Annotated in this window: 18 protein-coding genes and 1 tRNA gene; 16 read left to right on the plus strand and 3 right to left on the minus strand. The window is 66.3% G+C overall.

What is annotated here, in order from left to right:
• The coding region (locus tag MXAZACID_RS09760) for a M28 family peptidase (RefSeq protein ID WP_008494137.1) at positions 1-489 on the minus strand (489 nt) is incomplete at its 3' end.
• Positions 490-683: 194 nt separating this feature from the next.
• A tRNA-Gly gene (locus MXAZACID_RS09765) sits at positions 684-757 on the minus strand.
• A gap of 249 nt (positions 758-1,006) precedes the next feature.
• On the opposite strand from MXAZACID_RS09765, the gene metZ reads away from it, so the two are divergent.
• Positions 1,007-2,191, plus strand: coding sequence for an O-succinylhomoserine sulfhydrylase (gene metZ / locus MXAZACID_RS09770; RefSeq protein WP_008494138.1), 1,185 nt, complete (start codon positions 1,007-1,009; stop codon positions 2,189-2,191).
• 54 nt (positions 2,192-2,245) lie between these two features.
• Here the strand turns inward: metZ and MXAZACID_RS09775 are convergent, their stop codons facing one another.
• Positions 2,246-3,319, minus strand: coding sequence for a glycosyltransferase family 4 protein (locus tag MXAZACID_RS09775; RefSeq protein ID WP_039885156.1), 1,074 nt, complete (start codon positions 3,317-3,319; stop codon positions 2,246-2,248).
• Between the two features lie 131 nt (positions 3,320-3,450).
• Between MXAZACID_RS09775 and MXAZACID_RS09780 the strand changes: the two genes are divergently transcribed.
• The 15 genes from MXAZACID_RS09780 (at position 3,451) to mnmE (ending at position 20,234) form a co-directional block, all read left to right on the plus strand.
• Positions 3,451-4,764 carry a UDP-glucose/GDP-mannose dehydrogenase family protein gene (locus MXAZACID_RS09780; RefSeq protein WP_008494140.1) on the plus strand — a complete coding sequence of 438 codons (1,314 nt, stop codon included), beginning with the start codon at positions 3,451-3,453 and terminating at the stop codon, positions 4,762-4,764.
• Positions 4,765-4,807: 43 nt separating this feature from the next.
• Entirely contained in the window at positions 4,808-6,508 is a 1,701-nt protein-coding gene (locus tag MXAZACID_RS09785) for a methyltransferase domain-containing protein (protein WP_240376638.1), read from the plus strand.
• A complete protein-coding gene (locus tag MXAZACID_RS09790; protein ID WP_008494142.1) occupies positions 6,508-8,484 on the plus strand; it encodes a class I SAM-dependent methyltransferase in 1,977 nt (658 codons plus the stop codon). Before MXAZACID_RS09785 ends, MXAZACID_RS09790 begins: the two co-directional genes overlap by 1 nt.
• 221 nt (positions 8,485-8,705) lie before the next feature.
• Positions 8,706-9,530 (plus strand): rhamnan synthesis F family protein, encoded by an 825-nt coding sequence (locus tag MXAZACID_RS09795; protein WP_008494143.1) that lies wholly within the window; start codon positions 8,706-8,708, stop codon positions 9,528-9,530.
• A 56-nt stretch (positions 9,531-9,586) separates the two neighbouring features.
• Positions 9,587-10,300: a 1-acyl-sn-glycerol-3-phosphate acyltransferase gene (locus MXAZACID_RS09800; RefSeq protein WP_008494145.1), complete on the plus strand. Its 714-nt coding sequence runs from the start codon at positions 9,587-9,589 to the stop codon at positions 10,298-10,300.
• Complete coding sequence (locus tag MXAZACID_RS09805) at positions 10,297-10,965, plus strand: cytochrome c oxidase subunit II (protein ID WP_008494146.1); 669 nt, start codon at positions 10,297-10,299, stop codon at positions 10,963-10,965. Before MXAZACID_RS09800 ends, MXAZACID_RS09805 begins: the two co-directional genes overlap by 4 nt.
• Positions 10,966-11,098: 133 nt before the next feature.
• Positions 11,099-11,986, plus strand: coding sequence for a cytochrome c oxidase subunit II (coxB, locus tag MXAZACID_RS09810; protein WP_234731733.1), 888 nt, complete (start codon positions 11,099-11,101; stop codon positions 11,984-11,986).
• A gap of 11 nt (positions 11,987-11,997) precedes the next feature.
• Positions 11,998-13,596: a cytochrome c oxidase subunit I gene (gene ctaD, locus MXAZACID_RS09815; RefSeq protein WP_008494148.1), complete on the plus strand. Its 1,599-nt coding sequence runs from the start codon at positions 11,998-12,000 to the stop codon at positions 13,594-13,596.
• 8 nt (positions 13,597-13,604) lie between these two features.
• On the plus strand, positions 13,605-14,540 hold the full coding sequence (locus MXAZACID_RS09820) for a heme o synthase (RefSeq protein ID WP_008494149.1): 936 nt from the start codon (positions 13,605-13,607) through the stop codon (positions 14,538-14,540).
• Positions 14,537-14,740, plus strand: coding sequence for a hypothetical protein (locus MXAZACID_RS09825; protein WP_008494152.1), 204 nt, complete (start codon positions 14,537-14,539; stop codon positions 14,738-14,740). The genes MXAZACID_RS09820 and MXAZACID_RS09825 overlap by 4 nt, the downstream gene beginning before the upstream one ends.
• A gap of 70 nt (positions 14,741-14,810) precedes the next feature.
• On the plus strand, positions 14,811-15,662 hold the full coding sequence (locus MXAZACID_RS09830; protein WP_008494153.1) for a cytochrome c oxidase subunit 3: 852 nt from the start codon (positions 14,811-14,813) through the stop codon (positions 15,660-15,662).
• Positions 15,663-15,665: 3 nt separating this feature from the next.
• Positions 15,666-16,349 carry an SURF1 family protein gene (locus MXAZACID_RS09835; protein ID WP_008494154.1) on the plus strand — a complete coding sequence of 228 codons (684 nt, stop codon included), beginning with the start codon at positions 15,666-15,668 and terminating at the stop codon, positions 16,347-16,349.
• On the plus strand, positions 16,346-17,812 hold the full coding sequence (locus MXAZACID_RS09840) for a carboxypeptidase M32 (protein ID WP_008494155.1): 1,467 nt from the start codon (positions 16,346-16,348) through the stop codon (positions 17,810-17,812). Before MXAZACID_RS09835 ends, MXAZACID_RS09840 begins: the two co-directional genes overlap by 4 nt.
• Positions 17,812-18,972 (plus strand): low temperature requirement protein A, encoded by a 1,161-nt coding sequence (locus tag MXAZACID_RS09845; RefSeq protein ID WP_008494156.1) that lies wholly within the window; start codon positions 17,812-17,814, stop codon positions 18,970-18,972. The genes MXAZACID_RS09840 and MXAZACID_RS09845 overlap by 1 nt, the downstream gene beginning before the upstream one ends.
• Positions 18,969-20,234 (plus strand): tRNA uridine-5-carboxymethylaminomethyl(34) synthesis GTPase MnmE, encoded by a 1,266-nt coding sequence (mnmE, locus tag MXAZACID_RS09850; protein WP_008494157.1) that lies wholly within the window; start codon positions 18,969-18,971, stop codon positions 20,232-20,234. The genes MXAZACID_RS09845 and mnmE overlap by 4 nt, the downstream gene beginning before the upstream one ends.
• Positions 20,235-20,329: the final 95 nt, after the last annotated feature.

Below are 20,329 nucleotides of genomic sequence, written 5' to 3' on the forward strand. Positions count from 1 at the left end.
TGCCCGGTATCGGCGCGCGTCACCTCCATATCCTGCCGGGTCAGCGGCCCAACGCCCGCGCGAGCCGATATAGGAGGCCGGAAACCAGACGCTCTCTTCCGCGCGGGTGACGGTGACGACGAAATCCATCTTCGGGCGGGTGCCGGTGGCGTGGAAGCAGGCGGCGAGCGCCATGGCGGCGGCGACACCCGCCTGGCCATCATAAGCGCCGCCCTGGCTCACCGTATCCAGATGCGAGCCGACATAAAGCGGGGTCGCGGCCGGGTCGCTGCCCCGCAGCCGGGCGAAGAGATTGCCAGCTTCATCGCGCGAGACCTCCAGCCCAAGGCGTAGCACCTCTTCCTCGATCAGGGCGTGGGCGCTGGATTCCAGGTCACTGTAGGAAGGGCGGGTCCAGCCCGGGCCGCCGGCGGAGAGGGCGTTCACCCGCGTCAAAATCCGGCTGATCGTCTCGCGGATGGTGGCTTGGATGGCGGCGGGCTGGTTCATGGGCGGCGGGTCCAGGCGTTATCGTGGGTGGCGGCAAGGCGCCGGAGAGGTGCGGGGGACGATGGCGGTGCGACAAGCGGATATGCTTCGGCCTGGCATCCAGCATCGCCGTCACGGACAATCAGTGACGGTTGGAAAAATACAGGAATTTCAGGGGTTTTTCAACCGTCGGCGGGCATCGCCGGACGGGAAACTGGAGCGGGTAGCGGGAATCGAACCCGCGCATCGAGCTTGGGAAGCTAGCAGGCTACCATTACATCATACCCGCCCGTGAGGGCGTACATAGTCGAGCCCGTCTGGCTGCGCAAGCCATGTTGGAGCATTGACCGCGCTCCCCCGGAGGGCTAGGCGTTGGGGCACCTCGTGATTTGTCCGGCCGGATTGCGGCGAGGCGTCCCCTGGCGGGACGGAGCAAAATAAGCGCTAAAGAGGCCCGGCGGAGGGTTGCGCGCGCCCCGCCTGGCCCCGGGCCGGACAGAGTTTGTCCGCACCGCGCTTGAAAGATGGGCCACCGAAGATGTCCGACACGCCGAAAACCCGCCTTGCCACGGACCTGATCCATGCCGGGCGCATCCGCACCAATCTGGACGAGAATGGCGAGGCCTTGTTCCTCACCTCCGGCTTTACCTATGAAAGCGCTGACCTGGCCGAGGCGGTGTTCGCCAACCAGGTCGAGCATTTCCAGTATTCGCGCTTCGCCAACCCGACGGTGACGATGCTGCAGGATTGCCTGGCCAAGATCGAGGGGGCGGAGGCGTGCCGCGCCACCGCCACCGGCATGGCGGCGGTGCATAGCGCGGTGATGTGCGGCTTGAAGACCGGCGACCGGGTGGTGGCCTCGCGCGCTCTGTTCGGCTCCTGCCACTGGATCATCTCCACCCTGCTGCCGCAATTCGGGATTGAAGGCGTGTTCGTGGATGGCGCCGACATGGAAGGCTGGACGGCGGCGCTGAGCCAGCCCACCGCTTTGGTGCTGCTGGAGAGCCCCTCCAACCCGATGCTCGATATTGTCGATCTGCGCGCCGTCTCCAAGCTGGCGCATGCGGCCGGGGCGGTCGTGGTGGTGGATAACGTCTTCGCCACCCCGCTGCTGCAGAAGCCGCTGGAGCTGGGGGCGGATGTGGTGGTGTATTCCGCCACCAAACATATGGACGGGCAGGGGCGGGTGCTGGGCGGCGCCGTGCTCGGCTCGAAAAAATGGATCGAGGAGGTGTTCCAGCCCTTCTTCCGCAATACCGGCCCGTCGCTCTCGCCCTTCAATGCCTGGGTGATCCTGAAGGGTCTGGAGACGATGGCGCTGCGGGTGAAGGCGCAGAGCGAGACTGCCGAAAAGGTGGCGCAGTTCCTGGATGGCCATCCGAAGATCAAGCGCGCTTTGTACCCGACCCTGGCGAGCTTCGCGCAGCGTGAGCTGGCGATGAGCCAGATGAGCGGCGGCGGCACGCTGGTGGCGTTCGAGCTGCAAGGCGGCAAGGCGGAGGCGTTCCGCATGATGAACGCGTTCCGGGTTATCACGATTTCTAATAACCTTGGTGACACCAAATCCCTGGCGACGCATCCGGCGACGACAACGCATATGAAGATCGGCGCGCAGGAGCGGGCGAAGCTCGGCATCACTGACGGCACGATCCGGCTGTCGGTGGGGCTGGAGGATGCCCAGGATCTGGTCGAGGACCTCGCCCAGGCCTTGGATAAGGTCTAAAAAAGTTTTTAGGGGGTGTGGGGGGATTTTTACAAAAATCCCCCCACGACTTTCTTAGCTAGACCAGCTGCCGATCCCCGCCCGGCGTGCCCGCCCGGCGACGTAAAACGTCCAGACCACCTGTACCACCAGCGGCAGCAGCCCGATCCAGAGTTTCGAGGCCGAATTCGCCGCGACGAAGCCAATCGCCGTCACCCCGCCCAGCAGCGCGAACAGCCAATGGATCACCGCCACCAGCCGCGCATCCATCCCGGCCCGGCGCACCACCTGATAAAGATGGCCATGATGCGCCCGGGCGATGTTCTCGCGCGCCAGGGTGCGGCGGATGAGGGTGAAGGTCACATCATAGAGCACGCCGGAGAGCAGCAGCGGCACCAGCAGGAAAGAGAGCTGCACCTGTTCGAACCGCGCCGCCGCCACCCCGAACAGAGCCAGCATGAAGCCGCAGAACTGGCTGCCGACATCGCCCATGAAAATCCGGCCCTTGGGAAAGTTGAAGGGCAGAAACCCCAGCACCCCACCGGCCAGCAGCAGGGAGGCGGTATAGATGAAAAACCCGCCCAGCGCCCCGGCGATGCCGGCCAGGAACAAACAGGCGATGAGGGTGACACCGCCGGCCAGCCCGTTCAGCCCGTCGATGAAATTCATCGCGTTGGTGACATAGAGCAGAAACCCGAGTGTCAGCGGCAGGCCGAGCCAGCCAAGCGGGGTCAGCCCGAATCCCGGCAGCGCCAGATCATGCAGATACAGCCCCGAGGCCACGGCGGCGATGGCGGCCAGCAGCTGGGTGCCGAGCTTCACTGTGAAGGGCATGTTCAACAGATCGTCGGCCATCGAGACCAGGGCGATCAGCACCGACGCGGCGATGACGCCGATGAAATACCCCTCCGCCAGGCGCGAGACCTGGCCGTAGCGATAGAGCAGCAGCACCCCCAGCAGAAAGGCGAAGACGATGCCGACCCCGCCGGATTTCGGCGTGGTCTGGGCGTGCGCCTTGCGCGCATCCGGATGGTCCGGCACGCCGATGGAGATCATCACCCGGACGATCATGCCGGAAAAGATCGCCAGCCCGCCCATGAGGGCGAGATGACGGGGGAGTGACAAGGCGGAAAGGGTGGTGAGGCTCATCTGGCGCGGACCATGGCTGAAACCGGAGGGAATTTGAAGATCTCTTGTTTTCCGCCGGCCAGGGCTTGTGCTGGCCTGCCGGCCACGCCAGAAGCAGGGAGCAGGACAAACCGGTGCGGAGGGTTTGGGGGTTGAGGATCGCGATTATCGGCGGCGGCTATGTCGGGCTTGTCTCGGGGGCCTGCTTCGCTGAATTCGGCGTCTCCGTGGCGGTGGTCGAGGCGGATGCCGCCAAGCGCCAGATGCTGCTGGAGGGCCGCATCCCCATCTATGAACCGGGCCTGGACAAGCTGGTGGCCGATAACGCCGCCGCCGGGCGCCTGACCTTCCCCGAAACGCTGGAAGCGGGCATCGCCGAGGCGGAGGCGATCTTCATCGCCGTCGGCACCCCGACAAGGCGCGGCGATGGCCATGCCGATCTCACTTATGTCTATGCCGCTGTCGAGCAGGTGCTGAAGGCGCTGGACCATCCGGCGGTCATCGTCACCAAATCCACCGTGCCGGTCGGCACCGGGCGGACGATCCTGGAAATGGCCCGCCGGCTGCGCCCGGACCTGGCGGTGGAGGTGGCCTCCAACCCGGAATTCCTGCGCGAGGGCAGCGCCATCCCGGATTTCATGCGGCCGGACCGCGTCGTCGTCGGCGCCGAGAGCGAGCGCGCCCGCGAGGTGCTGCGCCAGCTCTATCGCCCGCTTTATCTGATCGAAACCCCGATTCTGTTCACCGGGCTGGAGACGGCGGAGCTGATCAAATACGCCGCCAACGGCTTCCTGGCGATGAAGATCACCTTCATCAACGAGATGGCCGATCTCTGCGAGAAGGTCGGGGCGGATGTGAATGATGTCGCCCGCGGCATCGGGCTGGATGGGCGGATCGGGCGGAAATTCCTGCATGCCGGGCCGGGCTTCGGCGGCTCTTGCTTTCCCAAGGATACGCTGGCGCTGATGCGCATCGCCGAGGAGGCGGGCGCACCCTCGCGGCTGATCCAGTCGGTGGTGGCGGTGAATGACCATCGCAAGGATGGGTTGGCGGCGCGTGTGGTCGCGGCTTGCGGCGGCGATGTCGCCGGCAAGGTGATCGCCGTCCTCGGCCTCGCCTTCAAGCCGGAAACCGACGATATGCGCGAAAGCCCGGCGCTGCCGCTGGTGCGCGGGCTGGTCTCGCGCGGGGCCAGCATCCAGGCCTTCGACCCGGAGGCGATGGAAACCGCCCGGCCGCTGCTGCCCGCGCGCGTCACCCTGGCGGCGGATGCCGCTGGCGCCCTCACCGGCGCGGATGCGCTGGTGCTGGTCACGGAATGGAACGAATTCCGGGTGCTGCCCCCGGCCCGGCTGCGCGAGCTGATGCGCGGCGACGTGGTGGTGGATCTGCGGAATGTCTTCGACCCGGCGCCGCTGCGCGCGGCGGGCTTCACCTATACCGGCATCGGGCGCCCGCTGCCGTGACCAAAAGACCGCCCCAACCGCGAGGAATGATCGCTTGAACGCCGTGCACGCCAAATATCCGGATTTTGCCAATCCCGAATTGCTGGAAAAGATTCCGCTGACGGCGAAAACCGTGCTGGATGTCGGCTGTGCGCAAGGCGCGCTGGGAGCGAATTATCTGCGCCGCAACCCGAATTGCCGCTATCTCGGGATCGATATCGACGAGGACGCGGCCGTCCAGGCCCGCACCCGGCTGACGGAAGTGTTCGTCGGCGATGTCGAGGCTGATCCGAATCCCTTCGGGCTGGCGGAAGGCAGCCTCGACTGCATCGTCTATGGCGATGTGCTGGAGCATCTGCGCGATCCTTGGGCGCTGTTGCAGGCGCATGCCAAGCTGCTCTCCCCGGAGGGCACGGTGGTCGTCTGCACGCCGAATATCGAGCATTGGAGCGTGGTGGCGCGGCTGCTCGTCGGCAAATTCCAGTACGAGGAGAACGGGCTGTTCGATCGCACCCATCTGCGCTGGTTCAGCCCGCGCACGATGATCGAGGCGCTGGGGCAGGCCGGGCTGGAGCTGGTGGACGCGGCGCCGCGTCCGAATACCGAGATGGAGCGCGCCGAGCAGTTCGCCACGCTCGCGGCGCCGCTGTTGCAGGCGCTGGGCGTTGATGTCGAGGAGTATAAGCGCCGCTGTGCCCCGATTCAGGTGATCCTGCGCGCCCGCAAGGCCGCCCCGGCCTGGCTGGACATCGCCGCGACGATGCTGACGCCGCAGGGCGGTGTTTCCGATGTGCGGGTGCTGGAGCCGATGCGCGCCTTGCGCACCGAGAGCAGCGTGCTGGCGACGGTGATGCCGGAGGCGGAGCTGCGCCCGCGCCTGAACAATGTGCCGCGCATCGCCATGCTGCACCGGCCGCTGCTGCTGGGCGAGGAAGGGCTGGCGCGGGTGCGCGCGCTGCTGGCGCAGGATTATCTGGTGGTCAGCGAATTCGACGATCACCCGATGTTCATGGAAGAGCGCGGGGTGGATCTGAGCCAGCTGCTCACCTTCCGCGGCGTGCATGCGGTGCAGACCAGCACCCCGGTGCTGGGCGAGGCGCTGCGCGCGCAGAACCCGGAGCTGGCGGTGTTCCCCAACGGCGTGTTCGAGCTGCCGCAGGTGCAGAATTTCCAGGACCCCGAGCATCTCACCCTGTTCTTCGGCGCGCTCAATCGCCAGCGGGACTGGGCGCTGCTGATGCCGGTGCTCAACGAGGTGGCGCGCGCCGTCGGCGATCGGCTGCGCTTCCGGGTGCTGTTCGATGAGGGCTTCTTCCAAGCGCTGGAGACCCCGCATAAAAGCTTCGAGCCGGCGCTGGTGGATTATGCCACCTATCTGCGCGAGCTTGCCGCCGCCGAGATCAGCTTCATGCCGCTGGAGGATACCCCCTTCAACCGCGCCAAGTCGGATCTGAAATTCATCGAGGCCGGCGCGGCCCGGGTCTGCGCCCTGGCCAGCCATACCGTCTATGCCGCCTCCATCCAGGACGGCAAAACCGGGGTGCTGTTCCGCGATGCGGCGGAGCTGCGCGCGGCGCTGCTGCGCCTGCTGGCCTACCCGGAAGCGACCCGCCGCATCGCCGATAATGCCCGCGCCTATGTCGCGGAAAACCGCATGCTGGCCTATCAGGTGCAGGCGCGCATGGAATGGTATCGCAGCCTGTGGGCGCGGCGTGAGGAGCTGAACGCGGCGCTGCGCGAACGCGCCCCGGAGCTGTTCGCCTGATGAGTTCGACCGGCCGGTATCGGATCAGCGCTTACACCGAAGCGGAATGGCTGCACGGGCGCAGCCAGGCGGCGCATTGCCCGAATTGCGGGCATGAGGGCAGCGCCGAGGCGGCTTTGGCGGTGTTTCACCACCCGCCGGGGCTGGATCTGGATTATAACCTGCTGCGCTGCCCGGCCTGCACGGTGCTGTTCGTCGATACGCTGCCGGTGGTGGATTATGGGCGTGACGAGCTGATCGAGATCGGCTGGCCGCCTTATTATGCGCAGATGGGCGCTGGCACCTGGCCGATCGCCTCGGCGCTGGCGCGCATCGTCAAGCCGGCGGGGGCGAGGGTGCTGGAAGTCGGCGGGGCCTACGGGTTCGGGCTGGATTTCTGCGTGCATGGCAAAGGCTGGCAGGGCGTCGGGTACGATCCTTCGCCGCTGGCGGCGATCGGCGCCAAGGCGCTGGAGCTGCCGGTGATCCAGGGCTTCTTCACCGAGGAGACGCTGAAGGACGGGCCGTGGGATGTCATCGTCGGCACCGAGCTGATCGAGCATATCAACGAGCCGCCGGAATTTCTGCGGCTGATGCGCCGGGCCATCGCCGAGGACGGGGTGCTGATGCTGACCACCCCGGCGGCGGATTTCATCACCCCGGACTTGGCACCGCTGGAGCTGGACGCGCTGATCGTCCCCGCCGCGCATGTGGTGCTGCAGAGTGTGGCGAGCATGGAGCGCGCCCTGCGCGATGCCGGATTCGCGCATGTGGCGGTGCGCCAGAAGCGCTCGGCGCTGGTCGCCTATGCCTCGCCTTCGCCGCTGGCGCTGGATGAGGACCAGGGCGCGGCCTGGCGCGCTTATCGCCGCTATATGGAAGCCCGCGCCGCGCGCGCGCCGGTGGGCAGCGACATCCAGTTCGGCTTTGCCGGAAGGGCGATGTTCGACGCCGCCAACGATGCCGACGAAGCCGCCTGCGAGAGCGCCTGGGCGATGCTGAATGCAGGTGCTGCGGCCCGCTATGGCTACCGGTTGGAGGATCTGACCGCGCTGCCCGACGGGGCGGCGCAGGCGCAGCTCGAAGGGCTGGGCGAAAAAATGCCGCACGGGCTGGGCATGATCCTGTTCGCACGCGCCATGCAGCGCCTGGCCCGCGGCGAGGCCCGCAGCGCGGTGCGCCCGGTGATGGCGCTGGGGCTGCAGGCGGTGGAGGCGCTGCAGGCCGCGCTCGGCCGGCGCTCGCTCGGCGATGACCTGCTCTCTTCCAGCGTCGGCGATGTATTGCGGCTGGAGCTGCTGCTCTGCGCCGCCGAGGCCGGCGCGCCGGGCGTGGCAGCGGCGCTGATCGCGCGTGGCGACCTGATCGGTGGCTGGCGGGGTTTCGTGGCTTTGGTGAATGCCGGGGCCATCGATCAGGCGGCGTCGCTGCGAGCCGGGCTGCTCGGCGCCGCGCCGGGGGCGGATCTGCCCGCCGGTCTGCGCCGCAACGCCCTGCTCAGCCTGGCGAATTTGCATCTCGCCCCGGGCCAGGACGCCGCCGCCGCGCTGCCGGTGGCCGAGATGCTGGCGGCGGCGGGCGAGGATGTGGAGACGCTGCGCTTTGGGGTGTTCGTGCGGCTGGTGAACGCGGCCCGGTATGAGGAGGCGCAGGCGCTGGCGCAGTCGCTTGGCCCCGTACTCGCGGCGTTGCGGCCGCCTTTCTCCCGCGCGGCGCAGGATGCGCTGTTTTCCGTCGGCATGCTTTATCTGCAGCTGCCCAATGGCCAGCGCCGCGCCGCCGCGACCCTGGCCCGGCTGCGAGAGGATCTGCTGACCCAGGCTCCGCCTGGCGGGCTGGCCCACCCGCTCTTCTGGTCAGCTTTGCGCGGCGAAGTCATCGCGCTGTTCAAGCTCGAACGCGGCGAGGAGGCGGTCGGGCTGCTGAAAGCCCATCTGGCCTCCTATGAGGATTCGCCGGAGGATCTGTGGCAGGTGCTGGATGAGCAGAGCGCATGAGGGCTGAGCTGTGAAACGCATCGCCCGCAGGGTGCTGTCCATCGGCCGCTGGTATTTCTGGGTGCCGTTGGCGCGGCTGATCGGCTGGATTCGCTCGCCCCGGCAGACGCTGAGCTCCTGGCCGGAGGCCGGTATCGCGCTCGGCCCGCGCGTGGTGCTGTTCATGCATTATGACGGCCGTGGCGGCGTGCGGGCTCAGGTCTTCAGCTATCCTGCGTGCCTTGCGGGCCAGCGGCCGGGATGTGGTCTTCGTCAGCAATGCCGGCAAATTGAACGAGGTGGCCCAGGCAGAGCTGCGCGAGATCTGCGCCGGCATCATCCTGCGCCGCAATGTCGGCTATGATTTCGGCGCCTGGCGCGACGCGATCGACCGCCTCGGCCTGCCGCGCGCGGAGACCGAGGAGGTGATCCTCGCCAATGACAGCGTCTTCGGGCCGCTATTGCCGCTGGGCGATGTGTTGCGCCGGCTGGATTATACCCGCGCCGATATCTGGGGCCTGACCGAGAGCTGGCAGCTGCGCTACCATCTGCAATCCTACTTCCTGGCCTTCGGCCCCGCCGCGCTGCGCGCCAAGGCCTGGCGGAAATTCTGGAATAGCGTGCGCCCGGTGCCGGCGAAGCCGTTTATCGTGCATCGCTACGAGGTCGGGATCACCCAGGCGATGATGAAGGGCGGGCTGCTCTGCGCGGCGCTTTGGCCCTACGAGACGCTGACAAAGATGGTGAGCTTCGAGGTTTTGAAGGCGCTGGTGGCCGATGAGCAGGACGGCAATTTTGTGGACCCGGTGAATGCCGCCAGGCTGTCGCAGGTCCGAAATATCCGCGACAATGTCGCGCGGCGGGTGGCGATGAACCCGACCTCCGATCTCTGGCGCCAGCTGCTGCTCACCGGCTTTCCCTTCATCAAGCGCGAGCTGTTGCGCGACAATCCCAGCAAGGTGCAGGATGTCGGGGACTGGAAGGATGTCGTGCGCGACGAGCTGGGCGCGGATCCGGGGCCGATCGAGCAGGATCTGCGGCTGATGCTGAAGGGTGGGGCGCCCTGATCCGGCTGGTCTGCCGGGCGGCTGCGACCCTGCTCTGGACGGTTTTCGCCATCGCCGTGCAGGCGGTGCTGCTGAACCTGCCGGGCCGGGGCAAGGCCTGGTTCGCGCGGCTTTACTGGCGCGGGGTGGCGCGCATCATCGGGCTGGAGCGGCGCTGCCTGGGTGGGCTGAGCCCCAGCCGGCCGACCTTGTTCGTCGCCAATCACTGCTCCTGGCTGGATATCGTGGCGCTGGGGGCAACGCTGCCGGGCTGTTTCATCGCCAAGGGTGAGGTCGCCGGCTGGCCCGGCATCGGGCTCATCGCCAGGCTCGGCCGCACCATCTTCGTCTCCCGCAACCGCGAGACGGTGGCGCAGGAGCAGCGTCTGCTGGAGGCCCGGCTGCAGGCGGGCGATAATATCATCCTCTTCCCCGAAGGCACCACCTCGGACGGCAACCGCGTGCTGCCCTTCGCCTCGGCCTTCTTCACTTTGGCTTTCGGCGCCGCCAAGCCCTGGGTGCAGCCGGTGACCATCGTCTATGACCGGCTGGAGGGCCAGCCCCTCCGCCATGCCGATCGGCCGCTGGTGGCCTGGTACGGCGACATGGACCTTGCCCCGCATCTGCTGCCGCTGCTGGGCCGGCGCCGGGTGCGGGCGACCATCCTGCTCGGCGAACCGATGCCCCCGGGCAGCTATGCCAACCGCAAGCAGATGAGTGCGGCGCTGGAGCGCCAGATCAGCGCCAACGCCGCCGCACTGCGCCAGGGCCGGGAGCTGCCGGGGGCGTGAGCGCCAACCAGTTCATGCATCAGGAGCTGGCGCTGCTGCTCGGCTTCGCCGGCTGGCTCATCGTCGCGGTGCTCGGGCTGGCGGTGCTGGCGCTTTGCTATCTGGGCCTGCGCCGCCTGCTGCACAACATCCTCGCCCCGCGCGGCTTCAGCCCGGAAAAAATCACCGCCATCGGCTGGATCGTCGTCCCGCTGGCGGTGCTGCTGGTGCTGGCGATCCCGGCGGCGCGGATGCTCTATCGCGGCGATGAGCCGCCTTATCTCACCGTCAGCGTCACCGCGCATGAATGGTACTGGCATTACGACTATGTCTCCGCTCCCGGCCTGGGCTTCGATAGCCGCGCCGTGCCACGGGAGCGGCTTCCCCCCGGCGCGGTCTATGGCGATATCGCCGATCATCCGCTGGTGGTGCCGGCGGGGGAGAAAATCCGGTTTCTGGTGACCAGCGGCGATGTGATGCACGGGTTCTTCGTCGCGGCGCTGGGGCTGCAGATCTACGCCCTGCCCGGCGCCCTCCTCACCGGCTGGACGGTGATCGCCAGGCCCGGCCTGTATGACGGCCAGAGCAGCCCGATCTGCGGCGACGATCATCAGCCGATGCCGATCCAGATCAAAGCCTTGCCGTTGCCGGCCTATCGGGCCTGGCTGGCGGCGCAACGCGGCTGAGCGAGTGCTGCAAGCCGGGACACTCGCCTATTTCGCTTGATCTCCCCTGCCGCCGCCCGTATCGTTTCCAACATAAGAAGGCTTGGAAACGGCCAATGAAAATAAAGCGGGATGCAGACGCATGAAGCTGAGAGTGAAATCTGCCTTGACGTTGGCAATGCTGGCGGCGGCAAGCGGGCTATGGTGCCACGCTGGCCTGGCCCAGAGTGCCGCCCCGGACCCCACGGCGGCAGCCAATCACTATGTGGACGCGCCATTCAACTGGCAGCTCTGGTTTCCGGCGGCCGGCAGCCCGATGCAGGCCAAGATCGACTGGCTGATGAAATATGTGCTCTGGATCATGGCCGGGGTGGTGGGTTTCGTCACCATCCTGATGGGCTATGTGATGGTGCGCTACCGCGCCGGGCGCAACCCCAAGCCCAGCCAGACCACCCATAATACCTTGATCGAGATCATCTGGATCGTGGTGCCCTGCCTGATCCTGGTCGCCATCATCGTGCCCTCGATCAACCTCATCTATTACGAGGCGAATGACAGCGACCCATACATGACCGTCACCGTCACCGGACATCAGTGGTATTGGGAATATAAGTATGACTCCGTGCCGGGGCTTGATTATACCAGCTATATGATCCCGGATAATGAGATCAAACCCGGCGAGATCCGCCGTTTGTCGGTCGATCACCCGCTGGTGCTGCCGGTGGGCAAGAAGGTGCGCTTTGTCATCACCAGCGCCGATGTGCTGCACGGCTTCTATTTGCCTTCGCTGGGGGTGCAGAAATACGCCATTCCCGGCACCCAGCTCACCAGCTGGACCGAGATCGACAAGCCCGGCACCTATTACGGCCAATGCAACCAGATTTGCGGCCTCAACCATGATGCCATGCCGATCGAGATCAAGGCGGTGCCGCTGGCCGATTACATCGCCTGGACCAAGCAGGCGCTAACCAATTACGCGCAGACTGCGCCGGCCGCCGCCCCCGCCATCCCCCGCACCCTGTTGGCTGACGCCGCGCGCTGAGGAGCCAGAGAATGTCCATTACCGCTGACCAACATGCCCTGCACGCTCACGGCCACCATAAAAAGAGCTTCGCCGCGCGCTGGCTGATGAGCACCAACCACAAGGATATCGGCACGCTCTACATCATCATGGCGTTCATCGGCGGCTGCTTCGGCGGCGTGCTCTCGATGATCATGCGCCAGCAGCTGATGTATCCGCACAACGACATCATCACCAGCGGCAATACCTGGAACGCCATCATCACCGCCCATGGGCTGATCATGATCTTCTGGTTCGTGATGCCGGCTTTGATCGGCGGCATGGGCAACTGGTTCGTGCCGATGATGATCGGCGCGCCGGACATGGCCTTCCCGCGGCTGAATAATATGAGCTTCTGGTTCCTGGTGGCGGGCTTCGTGTTCGTGATGCTGGGGCTGTTCCTGGGCACCGGCACCGGCGCGGGCTGGACGCTCTACCCGCCGCTGGACAATGCCCAGTACTCCCCCGGCGTGGCCACGGATTTCTCGCTGTTCTCGCTGCATCTGGCCGGCATTTCCTCGCTGCTGGGGGCGATCAATTTCATCGCCACCATCCTCAATATGCGTGCCCCGGGCATGACCATGCACAAGATGCCGCTCTTCTGCTGGGCGATCCTGGTCACCGCCTTCCTGCTGCTGCTGGCGATCCCGGTTCTGGCGGGGGCCGTGACCATGCTGATCATGGATCGCAATTTCGGCACCTCCTTCTTCGAGCCCTCCGGCGGCGGCGATCCGGTGCTGTTCCAGCATCTGTTCTGGTTCTTCGGCCATCCGGAAGTCTACATCATGATCCTGCCGGCCTTCGGCATCATCAGCCATGTCGTCTCCACCTTCTCCCGCAAGCCGATCTTCGGCTATCTCGGCATGGCCTATGCGATGGTGATCATCGGCTTTGTCGGCTTCGTGGTCTGGGCGCACCATATGTTCGTCTCGGCCATCTCGACCGATAGCCGGGTCTATTTCGAGGTGGCGACGCTGATCATCGCGGTGCCCACCGGCATCAAGGTGTTTTCCTGGATCGCCACCATGTGGGGCGGCTCCATCGAGTTCAAAACCCCGATGCTCTGGGCGCTGGGCTTCATCTTCCTGTTCGTCATTGGCGGGGCGACGGGCGTGGTGCTGGCCAATGCCGGGCTGGATCAGGAGCTGCATAACGACTATTTCCTGATCGCGCATTTCCATTATGTGCTCTCCATGGGGGCCGCCTTCGCCATCTTCGCCGGGTTCTATTTCTGGATCGGCAAGATGAGCGGCCACCAATACCCGGAATTCTGGGGCAAGCTGCATTTCTGGACCTTCTTCATCGGCGTCAATCTCACCTTCTTCCCGCAGCATTTCCTGGGGCTGGCCGGCATGCCGCGCCGCTATCCGGATTATGCGGATGCCTTCGCGGGCTGGAATTTCGTCTCTTCCGTCGGCTCGATGGTCTCGGGTGTTTCAACCCTGATCTTCTTTTATGTGCTTTACGCGGTGTTCACCTCGAAGCAGAAGCTTGCGGATAATTACTGGGGTGAGGGTGCGACGACGCTGGAATGGGCGGTGCCCAGCCCGGCCCCGCACCATACCTTCGAAGATGTGCCGATCATCCGTTAGGAGCCGATTTGTCCGACCACGTCTCTGAGTTCCTGTCCAACAGCCGGGCGGTGCCGCATCTGGGCGCCGAGCCGGCGGACTGGATCGCCCTGCTGAAGCCGCGCGTGGTGTCGCTGGTGGTGTTCACCGGCGCCATCGGGCTGCTGATCGCGCCCGGCCATATCAACCCGCTGATGGCGGCGATCGCGATTTTCTGCATCGCCCTTGGCGCCGGCGCGGCCGGGGCTATCAATATGTGGTATGACCGCGATATCGACGCGATTATGCGCCGCACCACCTCAAGGCCGATCCCGGCGGGCAAGATCTCGGCCGCCGGGGCGCTGGGCTTTGGCGTCGTGCTCTCGGTGGTCTCGGTTCTGCTGCTGGCGATGGCGACCAATCTCTGCGCCGCCGGCGTGCTGGCCTTTTCGATCTTCTACTATGCCGTGATCTACACGATCTGGCTCAAGCGCCGCACGCCGCAGAATATCGTCATTGGCGGCGGGGCAGGGGCGTTCCCGGCGGTCATCGGCTGGGCGGCGGTCACCGGCCATATCGGCCTGCTGCCGATGGTGCTGTTCTTCATCGTGTTTTTCTGGACGCCGCCGCATTTCTGGTCCCTCGCCCTCTACGCTTCCACCGATTACGAGAAGGCCGGGGTGCCGATGCTGCCGGTGGTGAAGGGGGCGCGCCATACACGCTGGAACGTGTTCATCTACACGCTGATCCTGTTCCCGCTGGCGCTCTCGCCCTGGTTCATGGGGCTGGCGGGGGCGATTTACGGGCTGACCGCCTTGGTTCTGGGTGGCGCCTTCATCTATTACGCCTGGGGTGTGCTGCGCGACGACCAGGACGAAAAAGGGGTGAGCCTGAACAAGGATGCCCCGGCCCGCGCCGCCTTCAAATTCTCCATCCTTTATCTCTTCCTGCTGTTTGCCGCCTGCGCGGTGGACCGGCTGGTATGAGCCGCGCCATGGCCCGCAAGCTCGATGAGATGCCCCGGGTGGAGCTTACCGAATCGCATTGGAGCGATGAGCAGAAGGCGGAGTTTCTGCGCCGCCGCCGGGCCAGGAATTTCCTGCTGCTCGCCGCCTTGGGCGGGTTCTGCCTGATCGTCTATGTGATCGCGCTGGTGAAGCTGCACGAATACGGCCAGATGTGGTGATCCGCGCCGATTAAGACACCGCCTAAAAAAGACGCCTCAAGGAAACGCCTCAAGGAAGAAAGGGAAACAGATGAGCGGCTCAATCCATACCGCGACCGACCAGGTGAAGGGCACCGTGCCCCACCCTTACCATCTCGTCGATCCCAGCCTGTGGCCGCTCTTCGGCGCCACCGCGGCGATGATCACCTTCACCGGTATCATCCTGGCGGCGCATTTTCATGATTTCATCGTGCTCGCCATCGGCGGCGTCGCGGATCTCAGCGTGATGTTCCTCTGGTGGCGCGATGTGATCCATGAGGCCCGCACCCCTGGCCTGCACAAGATCGTCACCCAGATGGGCCTGCGCTACGGCATGGCCTTGTTCATCGCCTCGGAGGTGATGTTCTTCGTCTCCTTCTTCTGGAACTATTTCAACTATTTCTTCTACCCGGACAAAATGGGCACCGCCTTCGCGCCGGTCTGGCCGCCGCAAGGGGTGACGACGATCGACCCGTTCGCGATCCCGCTTTTCAATACCATGGTGCTGCTGCTGTCGGGCTCCACCATCACCTGGGCGCATCACGCGCTGCTGGAAGGGGATAACAAGAACCTGGTGCGCGGGCTTGGCATCACCATCGTGCTGGGGCTGATGTTCCTCTGCGGCCAGGCCTGGGAATATACCCATTCGCCCTTCCCGTTTTATCATGGCGGCATTTTCGCCTCCTCCTTCTTCATCGCCACCGGGTTTCACGGCGCGCATGTCATCATCGGCACTTTGTTCCTCACCGTCTGCTTCTTCCGGGCGCGGGCCGGGCAGTTCACCAAGGAGCGGCATTTCGGCTTCGAGGCCGCGGCCTGGTACTGGCATTTCGTCGATGTGGTCTGGCTGTTCCTGTTTGTCTGCATCTATTATCTCGGCCGCAGCGCGGTCACGGCGGGATAGTTCTTGCGCCGGCTGATCCTGCCCGCCGCTCTGGGGCTCGCGGCCTTCTGCGCCTTCATCGCGCTGGGCGTCTGGCAGCTGCACCGGCTGAGCTGGAAAGAGGGCATCATCGCGCAGATCCGCGCCGCGCAGGTGGCCCCGCCGGTCCCGCTCGGGCCGCATCCCGGCCCGTTCGAGAAGGTTGCCGCCAGCGGGGATTGGCTGCCGGGCAAGGCGGCACTTTACGGGCAGATCGTGCATGACGGGCCGCGCGGGCCGATCTCCGGCGGCGAGCTGATCATGGCGCTGCGCCGGCCGGATGGGCAAATTCTGCTGGTGGATCTCGGCTGGGTGCCGCAGAGCGTCCCCACCCCTCTGGCCGATCCGCCCGTCCCCCCGTCCGGCTATATCCACGCCCCGATCAGCCCTGGCTGGTTCGCTCCGCCGGACAACCCCAAGGCCCAGCATTATTACACGCTGGACCCGGCGCGCATCGGCGCCGGCATGGGGCTGCACAATGTCGCCCCCTATATGCTCATCGCGCTCGGGCCGCTGCCGCCGCCGGGCAGTACGGCGCCGCAGCCGGCGCAGAATTTGCCCACCCCGCCGAACAACCATTATGGATATGCGCTCACCTGGTTCGGCTTCGCCGGGGTCCTGGTGTTCGAATTCATCTTTCTCGCACGTAAAAGGCTGCTGTCGACATGAGCGCTTACGAAGCCCTGAAATCCGCCTTCAACCGCATCGCCTGCCTGGACGAAGCCAGCGCCATGCTCGGCTGGGACGCCGCCGCGATGATGCCCGAGGGCGGCGCGGCGGCGCGCGGGGAGCAGCTCGCGGTGCTGGCCGGGCTCAGCCACGAGTTTCTCTGCGCGCCTGAGGTCGGCGAGAATCTCGCCGCCGCCCAGGCCGAAGGCTGGGACGGCAAAAACCTGGCTCTGATGCGCGAGACGCATCTGCGCGCCACCGCCTTGCCGGGCGCGCTGGTCCAGGCGCAGGTGCGCGCCGGCCGGGCCTGCGAAACCATCTGGCGCAATGCGCGCAAAGCCAGCGATTTCGAAGCCGTCCGCCCGGCTCTGGAAGAGGTGGTGAAGCTCACCCGCGAGGGGGCGGAGATCCTCGGCCAGGCGCTGGGGCTCTCGCCGTATGACGCGCTGATGAGCCAGTATCAGCGCGGCATCGATGCGGCGCAGGCCGAGGCGATTTTCACCCGTTACGAGGCCTTTCTGCGCGAGGCGCTGCCCAAGGCCGAGGCCTTGCAGGCCACCCGTCCGCAGCAGGAATTGCCCCCTGGCCCCTACCCGGAAGCGGTGCAGGCGGCGCTGGCCCGCAAGCTCGCGCAGGCGGCGGGGCTGAATTTCAACGCCGCCCGGCTGGATATCTCCGCCCACCCGTTCTGCGGCGGCACGCAAACCGATATCCGCATCACCACCCGCTATGACGAAGCCGATTTCGCCGCCGCTTTGATGGGCGTGCTGCACGAAACCGGCCATGCGCTCTATGAGCAGAACCTCCCCGCCGCCTGGGCGCGCCAGCCGGTGGGGGCGGCGGCCGGGATGGCGGTGCATGAAAGCCAGTCCCTCATCATCGAGATGCAGGCGGTGCGCTCGGATGCCTATCTGGGCTATCTCGCCCCGCTGGCCTCGGCGGCGTTCGGCAAGGAGATCACCCTGGCCGGGCTGCAACACCGCCTGCGCCGGGTGCAGCGCAGCTTCATCCGCGTCGAGGCGGATGAGATGACCTACCCGGCGCATGTGCTGCTGCGCTTTCGGCTGGAACAGCGCCTGCTCTCCGGTGCGCTGCAGGTGAAAGACCTGCCCGGCGCCTGGAATGAAGGGCTGAAGGGCCTGCTCGGCATCACCCCGCCGGACGATGCGCGGGGCTGCCTGCAGGACATCCATTGGTTCGATGGCGCGATCGGCTATTTCCCCTCCTACACGCTGGGGGCGATGGCGGCGGCGCAGCTGATGGCGGCGGCGCGCCAGGCGCTGCCGGATCTGGACGGCGCGCTGGCGCAGGGCGATCTCTCGCCGCTGACCGGCTGGCTGGCGCGGCATGTGCACGCGCGGGGCGCCTCCGCCGGCTTCAATGAAATCCTGCAAGGCGCCACCGGCGAAGCTTTGAACCCGGACTATTTCGAGGCGCATCTCACCGCCCGCTACCTCACCTGATGTTTGCCGCCTCCTCCAGCCTGCTGCGCCGGCGCGGTGCCCCCGCGCCGGTGACGCAGATCGAGCTGTTTTTCGATCTGATCTTCGTCTTCGCCGTTACCCAGATTTCGGAATTTCTGCGCACCCACCTGAATAGTTTGGGCGCGTTCCAGGGGCTGATGCTGTTCGCGGCGATGTGGTGGTGCTGGGTCTATACCAGCTGGGTGACCAACTGGATCGACCCGGAGCGCCGCCCGGTGAAGCTGCTGTTGCTGGGGTTGATGGGCTGCGCCTTGCTGCTGGCCGCGTCGCTGCCGGAGGCCTTCGCCGAACGCGGCCTTGCCTTCGCCATCGGGTTGGGCGGGCTCAATCTCGGCCGCTCTATGTTCATGCTCTGGGCGCTGCGGCGGCATGATTCGGGAAATTACCGGAATTTCCAGCGTATTTCCATTTGGCTCGGCATCGGCGCCGGGCTCTGGCTGCTGGGCGGCTTGGCCGAGGGCAGTGCCCGCATGGCGCTGTGGATCGCCGCGCTGCTGATCGATCTTTCAGGCCCCGTCAACGGATTTTACGTCCCCGGCCTCGGCCGTTCGACGACGCAGGACTGGCAGGTCGATGCCCGGCACATGGCCGAGCGCTGCGCCGGCTTCGTGCTGATCGCGTTGGGGGAATCCATCACCGTCATCGGCGCGAATTTTTCCGAATTGCACTGGGGCGCGCCAACCTACCTGGCCGCATTGCTGGCGCTGCTGGCCGCCTTCGCGCTCTGGTGGATCTATTTCAACGATGCCGCCGAGCGCACCGCCCACGCCTTCGCCCATGCCCAGGATGTCGGCAAGATTGCCCGCGCCGCCTACACCTACGCGCACGGGCTGCTGGTGGCGGCGATCATCGTCGTCGCGGCCGGCGATGCGTTTCTGCTGGAGGCGCCGTTGCATGCGCCGACAATGGGGCAGGGGCTGATGCTGCTTGGCGGCCCCGCCGCCTTCCTGCTCGGCAATGGCATTTTTCGCCGCATGCTGCATCCGCGCTTCCCGCCCTCGCATCTCTACGGGTTGGGCGGCTTGGCGGTTCTGGCGCTGGTCTCGCCTCTCGCCCCGCTCTGGCTGCTCGGCACGCTGGTGCTGGCCGTGCTGCTTGCCGTCATTCTCATCTCCAACAAGCTGGTTCGCACGCCGTGAGCACGATCTTTGCGCCGATCACCGGGCGCGGCGGCGCCATCTCCACGCTGCGCCTCTCCGGGCCGGACACGTTCAAAATCACCCAGGCGCTGGCAGGCGCTTTGCCGCCTCCCCGACAGGCGGCGCTGCGCAAATTGCGCCAGGGCGGCGCGCTGCTGGACGAAGCGCTGCTGGTCACCTTCCCCGGCCCGCGCAGCTTCACCGGCGAGGATGTGGCGGAAATTTCCCTGCATGGCGGCCGCGCCGTGCTGGCGGCGGTGAGCGCCGCGTTGGTCGCACTCGGCGCCCGCCCGGCCGAGCCCGGCGAATTCTCCCGCCGCGCCTTCGAGCATGGCCGCATGGATTTGTTGCAGGCGGAAGCGATGGCCGATCTCATCGCCGCTGAAACCGAGGCGCAGCGCCGCCAGGCGCTGGAGGCCGGGCTGCACGACCAGGCCGCCGATTGGCGCGAGCGGCTGCGCCAGATCATCGCCCGCCAGGAAGCGCTGATCGACTTCCCGGATGAAGATTTGCCGCCCGAGGTGGAAGCCAATCTCCTTGCCGGCATCAGCGATCTTCGCAACGAGATGCAGGCCGGCCTGCACGCCGCCCCGGCCGCAACGCGGCTGCGTGAGGGGCTGGAATTCGTCATTCTCGGCGCGCCGAATGCCGGCAAATCCACGCTGCTGAACGCGCTGGCCGGCGAAGATGTCGCCATCGTTTCGGACATTCCCGGCACCACCCGCGATGCGCTGGGGGTGCGGGTGGATCTCGGCGGCGTGCCGGTGCACCTGACCGACACCGCCGGGGTGCGCGAAACGCAGGACGCGATCGAGGCCGAAGGCGTGCGCCGCGCCAAAGCCAAGGCGGGGGCTGCGGATTTTGTCATCCTGGTAGCGCCGCCCGGGGCGGATTATGCCGAGGCCCCGCCCGGTGCCGCGGTGCTGCGCCTGCGCACCAAGGCCGACCTCGCCGAAAACCCAGACGAATTCTGCATCTCCGCCAAAACCGGGGCGGGCATGGCGGCGTTGCGCGCCCGCCTCGCCGAGGAAGCCGCCGCGCTGACCGACCGCCAGGGCGCCGTCGCCCTGGCCCGGCCCCGGCAGATCGCTTGTGTGCGCGATGTGGTGCAGGCGCTGGATATGGCGCTGGCGCTGGCGGAACCGGAATTACGCGGGGAGGAGCTGCGCACGGCGGCCTCGGCGCTGGCGCGGCTGGCGGGCGGGATCGGGGTTGAGGAGATACTCGACGCGGTATTCTCGGGGTTTTGTATCGGGAAGTAGGCCAGGTAGCGATCGAATAAAGTCCCCACAGACGTTGGGGGGGGGGACAACGCCGTTGCCCCCCCCAAAACGTTTTTCGCCGCTTTTTTCTAGGG

This window comes from Acidocella sp. MX-AZ02, from assembly GCF_000306035.1.
Classification (GTDB): Bacteria; Pseudomonadota; Alphaproteobacteria; order Acetobacterales; family Acetobacteraceae; genus Acidocella; species Acidocella facilis.

Coding starts and splice junctions, on each gene's coding strand:
- MXAZACID_RS09775 (WP_039885156.1), bottom strand. CDS start 3,319: ATGAGCCTCACCACCCTTTCCGCCTTGTCACTCCCCCGTCATCTCGCC.
- MXAZACID_RS09790 (WP_008494142.1), top strand. CDS start 6,508: ATGAGTTCGACCGGCCGGTATCGGATCAGCGCTTACACCGAAGCGGAA.
- ctaD (WP_008494148.1), top strand. CDS start 11,998: ATGTCCATTACCGCTGACCAACATGCCCTGCACGCTCACGGCCACCAT.
- MXAZACID_RS09830 (WP_008494153.1), top strand. CDS start 14,811: ATGAGCGGCTCAATCCATACCGCGACCGACCAGGTGAAGGGCACCGTG.
- MXAZACID_RS09840 (WP_008494155.1), top strand. CDS start 16,346: ATGAGCGCTTACGAAGCCCTGAAATCCGCCTTCAACCGCATCGCCTGC.
- MXAZACID_RS09845 (WP_008494156.1), top strand. CDS start 17,812: ATGTTTGCCGCCTCCTCCAGCCTGCTGCGCCGGCGCGGTGCCCCCGCG.
- MXAZACID_RS09825 (WP_008494152.1), top strand. CDS start 14,537: ATGAGCCGCGCCATGGCCCGCAAGCTCGATGAGATGCCCCGGGTGGAG.
- metZ (WP_008494138.1), top strand. CDS start 1,007: ATGTCCGACACGCCGAAAACCCGCCTTGCCACGGACCTGATCCATGCC.